We start from the raw sequence: 6,116 nt of genomic DNA, 5'->3' as shown, positions 1-6,116 counted from the left end.
CCCCCCCCCACGCCCGGTCTCTCAACTGCGGCGCATGGCGTAGTCGGTTCGGGCATGGACGGCGGCCGTCCGATGCCCGGCACGCCCGGTGCGCACCGCGAGGTGCGCTGGCAGGGGCGGCCGGGCGCCCTTTCCACGCGCCCGGCGGGCGGCACGGTTGGCGGCGGCCGGGACGGTGGACGGATTCTGGGCACGCATCGAGCCTCCAGGAGCGGATGGGGCCGGCCAGCAGGCGGACGGCGAGGGCCGGCCGATGGACTGGGCGGTGATGTCCCCGCGGCGTGACGGGCCGGGGACGGCGGGCCGATGGCCCGCGTCAGCTCAGAGGAACAGGCGCATGACCGGGACCGTAGCCGCCCGGCTGCGCGCCGCGCGACCGAATTACTAGGGTCAGGGCCATGTCTCCCGATCTTGTCGTGATCGGCGGCGGTATCGCCGGAGTCTCGATCGGCTACGAGCTGGCCGCGACGCGGCGGGTCCTGGTGGTGGAGGCCGAGCCGACGCTGGCGGTGCATTCGACCGCCCGCTCGGCGGCGACCTACATCCCCGGCCACGGCGTCCCGGCGGTCCGGGCGCTGATCGCAGCGAGCGGCCCGAGGTTCGCCCGGCTCGCCGAGGAGCTCGATGCGCCCCCGCTGCTGAGTCCGCGCCCGGTCCTGTGGGCGGCGTTCGACGACGAGGGGGAACGCGCCGTCGAGCGCCTGCTCGCCGAACGCGCGGGCGAGCCCGGCGCCCCGGTGCCCGTCGAGGCCGGTGAGGCGGTCCGCCGCTGCCCGGTGCTGCGGCCCGCCGCGGTGCGGGCGGCGGGGCTCACCGTGGCGTCCGCGGATCTCGACGCGATGGCGTTGCACCAGGCCTATGTGCGGGGACTGCGCCGGCGCGGGGCAGCGGTGCGGTCGGACAGCCCGGTGACCGGGCTGGCGCCGACCGGTTCGGGCTGGCGGGTGCGGATCGGCGGAGGCGACCACATCGACGTACCCGACGTCGTCGACGCTGCAGGGGCGTGGGCGGATGCGCTGGCGGTGCTGGCGGGGGTGCGCCCGATCGGGCTCACGCCGTTGCGCCGCACGATCGCGCTGGCCAGGGTGCCCGAGCCGGACCGGTTGCGGCCGCCGGACGGGTCCGCGCTGCCGATGGTCATCGAGGTCGGCGAGCGGTTCTACTTCAAGGCCGAGACCGGGCACCTGCTGGTCTCGCCCGGGGACGAGACCCCGGCCGAACCCGGCGACGCACGGCCCACGGACGTGGATGTGGCGCTCGCCCTCGAACGAGTCCAGGCGGTGACCACGCTCGGGCTCCGCTCGATCCAGACGGCGTGGGCGGGCCTGCGCTCCTTCGTCCCCGATCGCGGTCCGGTCGTCGGATCCTGGCCCGAGCACCCGGGGTTTCACTTCTTCGCGGCTCAGGGCGGGTCGGGCATCGAGTCGGCGCCCGCGTTGGCCGCGCTGGGGGCCGCGGTGGTCACGGGTGCCCCGGTGCCCACCGACGTGGGGGTCGATCCGGCTGCGGTGAGCCCGTCACGATTGATGTAAGCGAATGCTCACTCCGGCTGGCATCCTGGGGTCATGACCACGCCGATGCAGGCCGGGGCCGCCGAGCTGGAGATCTTCACCGGGGCCTTCTGGAACGACCCGTACCGCGCCTACGCGGTCCTGCGTGCGTCGCAGCCGGTCCGCGAGGTGCGCCTGCCGGACGGCCCGTTGTGGCTGGTCACCCGATATCACGACGTCAAGGAGGGGTTCAGCGATCCGCGGCTGAGCAAGGACTGGCGGCATACGCTGCCGCCCGAGCAGCGGGCGCAGGCGCCGAGCAGCCCCATCCCGATGATCCTCATGATGGACCCGCCGGACCACACCCGGTTGCGCAAGCTGGTGAGCCGATCGTTCACCCCGCGCCGGATGAGCGCGCTGCGCCCGCGCATCGAGAAGATCGCCGAGGGACTGCTCGACAGGCTGCCCGCCGCCGAGACCGTCGATCTCATCGCCGAGTACGCCGCCCCGCTGCCGGTCCAGGTGATCTGCGAGCTGCTCGGGGTGCCCGCCGCCGACCGCCGGGAGTTCGGGCAGTGGTCGTCGGTGATGATCGACGAGTCTCCGGCCGCGGAGAAGACGGCCGCCTCGGAGAGCATGGCGCGGTACCTGGGTGCGCTGATCGAGCGCAAACGCGTCGAACCCGACGACGCCCTGCTCGCGGCGCTGGCCCAGGTCAGCGACTCCGACGGCGACCGGCTCTCCGGCGCAGAGCTCATCGGGATGGCGATGCTGCTGCTCATCGCCGGGCATGAGACGACCACCAACCTCATCGGCAACGGGGTGGCCGCCCTGCTCACCCATCCCGATCAGCTGGCGCTGCTGCTCGGGCGGCCGGAGCGGCTGCCGGGTGCGATCGAGGAGATCCTGCGCTGGGACTCGCCGGTCGCCACCGCTCCGGTGCGGTTCGCCGCCGAGGACGTGGTGATCGCCGGGACGACCATCCCGGCGGGCGCCCCCGTCGCGCTCGGGGTGGCGGCGGCCAACCGTGACGAGCGGCAGTTCCCCGAGGCCGAACGGTTCGACATCACGCGTGACGCCAGCGGACATCTCGCCTTCGGGCACGGCGTGCACTTCTGCCTCGGCTCGCATCTGGCTCGGATCGAGGGCGAGGTCGCGATCGGTGCGCTGCTGGCGCGCCGGCCCGGGCTCGAGCTCGCCGCCGACCCCGCCGATCTGGAGTACCGACACAGCACGGTGGTCCGCGGCCTGCGCGCGCTGGCGGTCCGCGCGCCGTAGCGCCGGGGCGCTAGCGAACGCCCGCGAGCAGCGGAGCCGCGGTCTTGGCGCGGACCTCGGCCTCGTTCACGCCGGGAGCGAGTTCGGTGAGCACCAGTCCCTCGTCCGTGACGTCGATGACCGCGAGATCCGTGATGATCCGGTCGACGCAGCCCAGTCCGGTGAGCGGAAGCGTGCACTCCTTGAGGATCTTGGCCGCGCCGTCCCGGGTGACGTGTTCCATCATCACGATGACCGTCGCCGCGCCGTGCACGAGGTCCATCGCCCCGCCCATGCCCTTGATCATCTTGCCCGGCACGGCCCAGTTGGCCAGGTCCCCGCGCGCGCTGACCTGCATCGCGCCGAGGACGGCGACGTCGACGTGCCCGCCGCGGATCATCCCGAAGCTCGCGGCGGAGCCGAAGTAGCTCGCCCCGGGCAGCACCGTGACGGTCTCCTTGCCCGCGTTGATCAGATCCGGGTCGACCTCCTGCGCGGTCGGGTACGGGCCGACGCCGAGGATGCCGTTCTCCGAATGCAGCACCACGGTCCGCCCCTGGGGGATGAACCCGGGAACCAGGGTGGGCATCCCGATGCCGAGGTTGACGTACGACCCGTCGGGCAGCTCGGCGGCCACCCGGGCGGCGAGCTCGGCGCGCGTCCAACTCATGAGCGCACCGTCCGGAACTCGACCGGCTTGTCCACGCCGGGCACGTGCACCACGCGCTGCACGTGGATGCCGGGGGTGTGCACGGCGTCGGGGTCGATCTCGCCGGGCTCCACGAGATGCTCGACCTGCGCGATCGTGATCCGTCCCGCGGCCGCGCAGTCGGGGTTGAAGTTGCGCGCGCTGCGCCGGTAGACGAGGTTGCCGTGCCGGTCGCCCTTCCAGGCGTGCACGAGCGCGAAGTCGGTGACGATCGAGCGCTCCAGCACGTAGGTGCCCCCGTCGAACTCGCGGACCTCCTTCGGCGGGGAGGTCACCGCGACCGAGCCGTCCGGGTGGTAGCGCCAGGGTAGCCCGCCCTCGGCGACCAGGGTGCCGACCCCGGCCGGAGTGTAGAACGCCGGGATCCCGGCCCCGCCCGCGCGCAGCCGTTCGGCCAGCGTGCCCTGCGGGGTCAGCTCCAGCTCCAGCTCCCCGGCCAGGTACTGGCGGGCGAACTCCTTGTTGTTGCCGACGTAGGAGCCGATGGTGCGGCGGATCCGGCCGGCCGACAGCAGTGTGCCGAGGCCGAACCCGTCCACGCCGAGATTGTTGCTCACCGTCTCCAGATCGGTGGCGCCCTGCTCGAGCAGGGCCGCGATCAACACGGTCGGCACCCCGGCCATCCCGAACCCGCCGACCGCCAGCGAGGCCCCGTCCCCGATATCGGCGACCGCCTCCGCCGCCGACGCCACAACCTTGTCCATCACCAGCGCATCACCAGTTTCTTCTCGTCGGCCCGCCGCTCAAGCGCAGGACACGACGCACACGCCGGTCAGGCTACCGTGACGTTCGGTCAACGCACAAGAGTTCGCAATGCGAACGTCAGGTCCGGATGAGTCGAGGACCCAACGCCGACGGCGTCTCGACGATCGCCACCGCCCCGGCCTCGGCGAGTTCGCCGGGCTCCCCGTAGCCCCATCCGGCGCCGAGGCAGTCGATCCCGTGGGCGCGGGCCCCGACGACGTCCGTGCGGCGGTCGCCGATCATGACGGCTTCGTCGTGGCCGCCGAGCCGGGCCAGCGCCTCGGCGATGACCGCGGCCTTGGTCGGTCGGGCGGCGTCCAGGGTGTCGCCGACGACCTCGGCGAACAGGCCGGTCCAGCCGAGGTTGTCCAGGATCGCCCTGGCATGGACCTCGGCCTTGCTCGTCGCGAGGGCCAGCCGGGCGCCGCGTCCGGCCAGGTCGTGCAGCAACTCCTCGATGCCGGGGTAGGGGGTGGATCGGTACAGGCCCTCCTCGGCGTAGCGGCGCCGGTACTCCCGCACGACCGCACCGGCGGCCTCGGCGCCGATGATCGGCGGCAGCGTCTCGTAGAGGGGTGGGCCGAGGATCGCGGGACCCACCGCGCCGTCGGGCCAGGGAACGCCGACGTCGTCGAACGCATCGCGCAGCGAGCCGAGGATCCCGGCGGCGGAGTCGACGAGGGTGCCGTCGAGGTCGAGCAGAACGGTATCGAAGCCACACACGCTCCCATCCTCCCCGACCGCGCCGACCCCATCCCGTACCGTCGTTCGCATGACGAACGGATCGGCGCTGTTCGACCCGCTGTCCGGCGTGGACCGGGTCTCGGCCCGGCTCGACGACGCGGCGTGGATCCGTGCGCTGCTCGCCGTCGAGGTCGCGCTGGCGCATGCGGCCGCCGCACACGGTCTCGTCCCGGGCGCCGACGCGGCCCGGGTCGAGCAGGCCGCCGCCGGTCTGGACGTCGACCCCGTCGCGCTGGGCGGCGCCGCCGTCGAGGGTGGAAATCCGGTGATCCCGCTGGTCCGGCTGCTGCGGGCCGCGGCGGGGCCGGCCGGGGGCGCGGTGCATCCCGGGGCGACCAGCCAGGACGTGCTGGACACCGCCCTGGTCCTGCTCGTGCGCTCCGCCGCCGACGTCGTGCTCGACGACCTCGGCGCCGCCGCCGAGGCCGCCGCCGGGCTGGCCGCGGCGCACCGGGACACGTCGATGATCGCCCGCACGCTCGGCCAGCAGGCGCTTCCGACGACGTTCGGGGTGATCGCCGCCGGATGGTGCGCCGGGCTCGACCGGGCCCGGCGGCAGCTCGACGCGGTCGTGCGCGGGCTCCCGGTGCAGTTCGGCGGCGCCGCGGGCACGCTGGCCGCCTCGTATCCGCATGGGCCCGCCGTCGCCGACGCGCTGGCCGAGCGGCTCGGGCTCGCCCGCCAGGGCGTGCCCTGGCACACCGAACGCACCCGGATCGGCGAGCTCGCCGGGGCACTCGGGGTCGCCGCCGGGGCCTGCGCGAAACCCGCCGCCGACGTCGTCGCGCTGGCGGCGACCGAACTGGGCGAGGTCGGCGAGGACGCCCCCGGGGACTCCTCGTCGATGCCGCACAAGCGCAACCCGATCGCCGCGATCACCGCGCGCGCCTGCGCCCGGCGGGCGCCGGGGCTGGTCGGGACGCTGCTGGCGGCGATGGAACACGAGCACCAACGCGCCGCGGGACCCTGGCACGCCGAATGGGAAACCCTCACCGACCTGCTGCGCGTCACCGGTGGAGCGGCCGCCCGGTTGCGGGTCTGCCTGGCGGGGCTGCGGGTCCATCCCGAGGCGATGGCGCGCAACCTCGCCCTGACCGCGGCCGGACCCGGCCGTCACCACGCGGGCGACCTCGTCGACCGGATCCTGGCCGAGCGAGCGTCCCGGTAACGCC

The 6,116-nt window shown here is 74.1% G+C and carries 6 protein-coding genes; 3 read left to right on the top strand and 3 right to left on the bottom strand.

The genetic code is table 11. The features are described 5' to 3' along the window. The first annotated feature begins 398 nt into the window (after positions 1 to 398). Together ACFQE5_RS04275 and ACFQE5_RS04270 are read left to right on the top strand one after the other, a co-directional pair. Positions 399 to 1,532: an NAD(P)/FAD-dependent oxidoreductase gene (locus ACFQE5_RS04275; protein ID WP_379582978.1), complete on the top strand. Its 1,134-nt coding sequence runs from the start codon at positions 399 to 401 to the stop codon at positions 1,530 to 1,532. A gap of 33 nt (positions 1,533 to 1,565) precedes the next feature. Beyond that, positions 1,566 to 2,768: a cytochrome P450 family protein gene (locus ACFQE5_RS04270; RefSeq protein ID WP_379582976.1), complete on the top strand. Its 1,203-nt coding sequence runs from the start codon at positions 1,566 to 1,568 to the stop codon at positions 2,766 to 2,768. A 10-nt stretch (positions 2,769 to 2,778) separates the two neighbouring features. Here the strand turns inward: ACFQE5_RS04270 and ACFQE5_RS04265 are convergent, their stop codons facing one another. The 3 genes from ACFQE5_RS04265 to ACFQE5_RS04255 all read right to left on the bottom strand — a co-directional run bounded on the left by ACFQE5_RS04265 (position 2,779) and on the right by ACFQE5_RS04255 (position 4,923). Then, positions 2,779 to 3,417: a CoA transferase subunit B gene (locus ACFQE5_RS04265; RefSeq protein ID WP_379582974.1), complete on the bottom strand. Its 639-nt coding sequence runs from the start codon at positions 3,415 to 3,417 to the stop codon at positions 2,779 to 2,781. Then, positions 3,414 to 4,160: a CoA transferase subunit A gene (locus ACFQE5_RS04260; protein WP_379582972.1), complete on the bottom strand. Its 747-nt coding sequence runs from the start codon at positions 4,158 to 4,160 to the stop codon at positions 3,414 to 3,416. The genes ACFQE5_RS04265 and ACFQE5_RS04260 overlap by 4 nt, the downstream gene beginning before the upstream one ends. A 118-nt stretch (positions 4,161 to 4,278) precedes the next feature. Further along, on the bottom strand, positions 4,279 to 4,923 hold the full coding sequence (locus tag ACFQE5_RS04255; protein WP_379582970.1) for an HAD hydrolase-like protein: 645 nt from the start codon (positions 4,921 to 4,923) through the stop codon (positions 4,279 to 4,281). Between the two features lie 49 nt (positions 4,924 to 4,972). On the opposite strand from ACFQE5_RS04255, the gene pcaB reads away from it, so the two are divergent. Continuing rightward, on the top strand, positions 4,973 to 6,112 hold the full coding sequence (pcaB, locus tag ACFQE5_RS04250; protein ID WP_379582968.1) for a 3-carboxy-cis,cis-muconate cycloisomerase: 1,140 nt from the start codon (positions 4,973 to 4,975) through the stop codon (positions 6,110 to 6,112). Positions 6,113 to 6,116: the final 4 nt, after the last annotated feature.

The sequence above is a fragment of the Pseudonocardia hispaniensis genome (genome assembly GCF_042658695.1).
Classification (GTDB): domain Bacteria; phylum Actinomycetota; class Actinomycetes; order Mycobacteriales; family Pseudonocardiaceae; genus Pseudonocardia; species Pseudonocardia hispaniensis.
The sequence above is the reverse complement of the archived record's forward strand: the minus strand, read 5'-3'. Positions and strand labels throughout refer to the sequence as shown.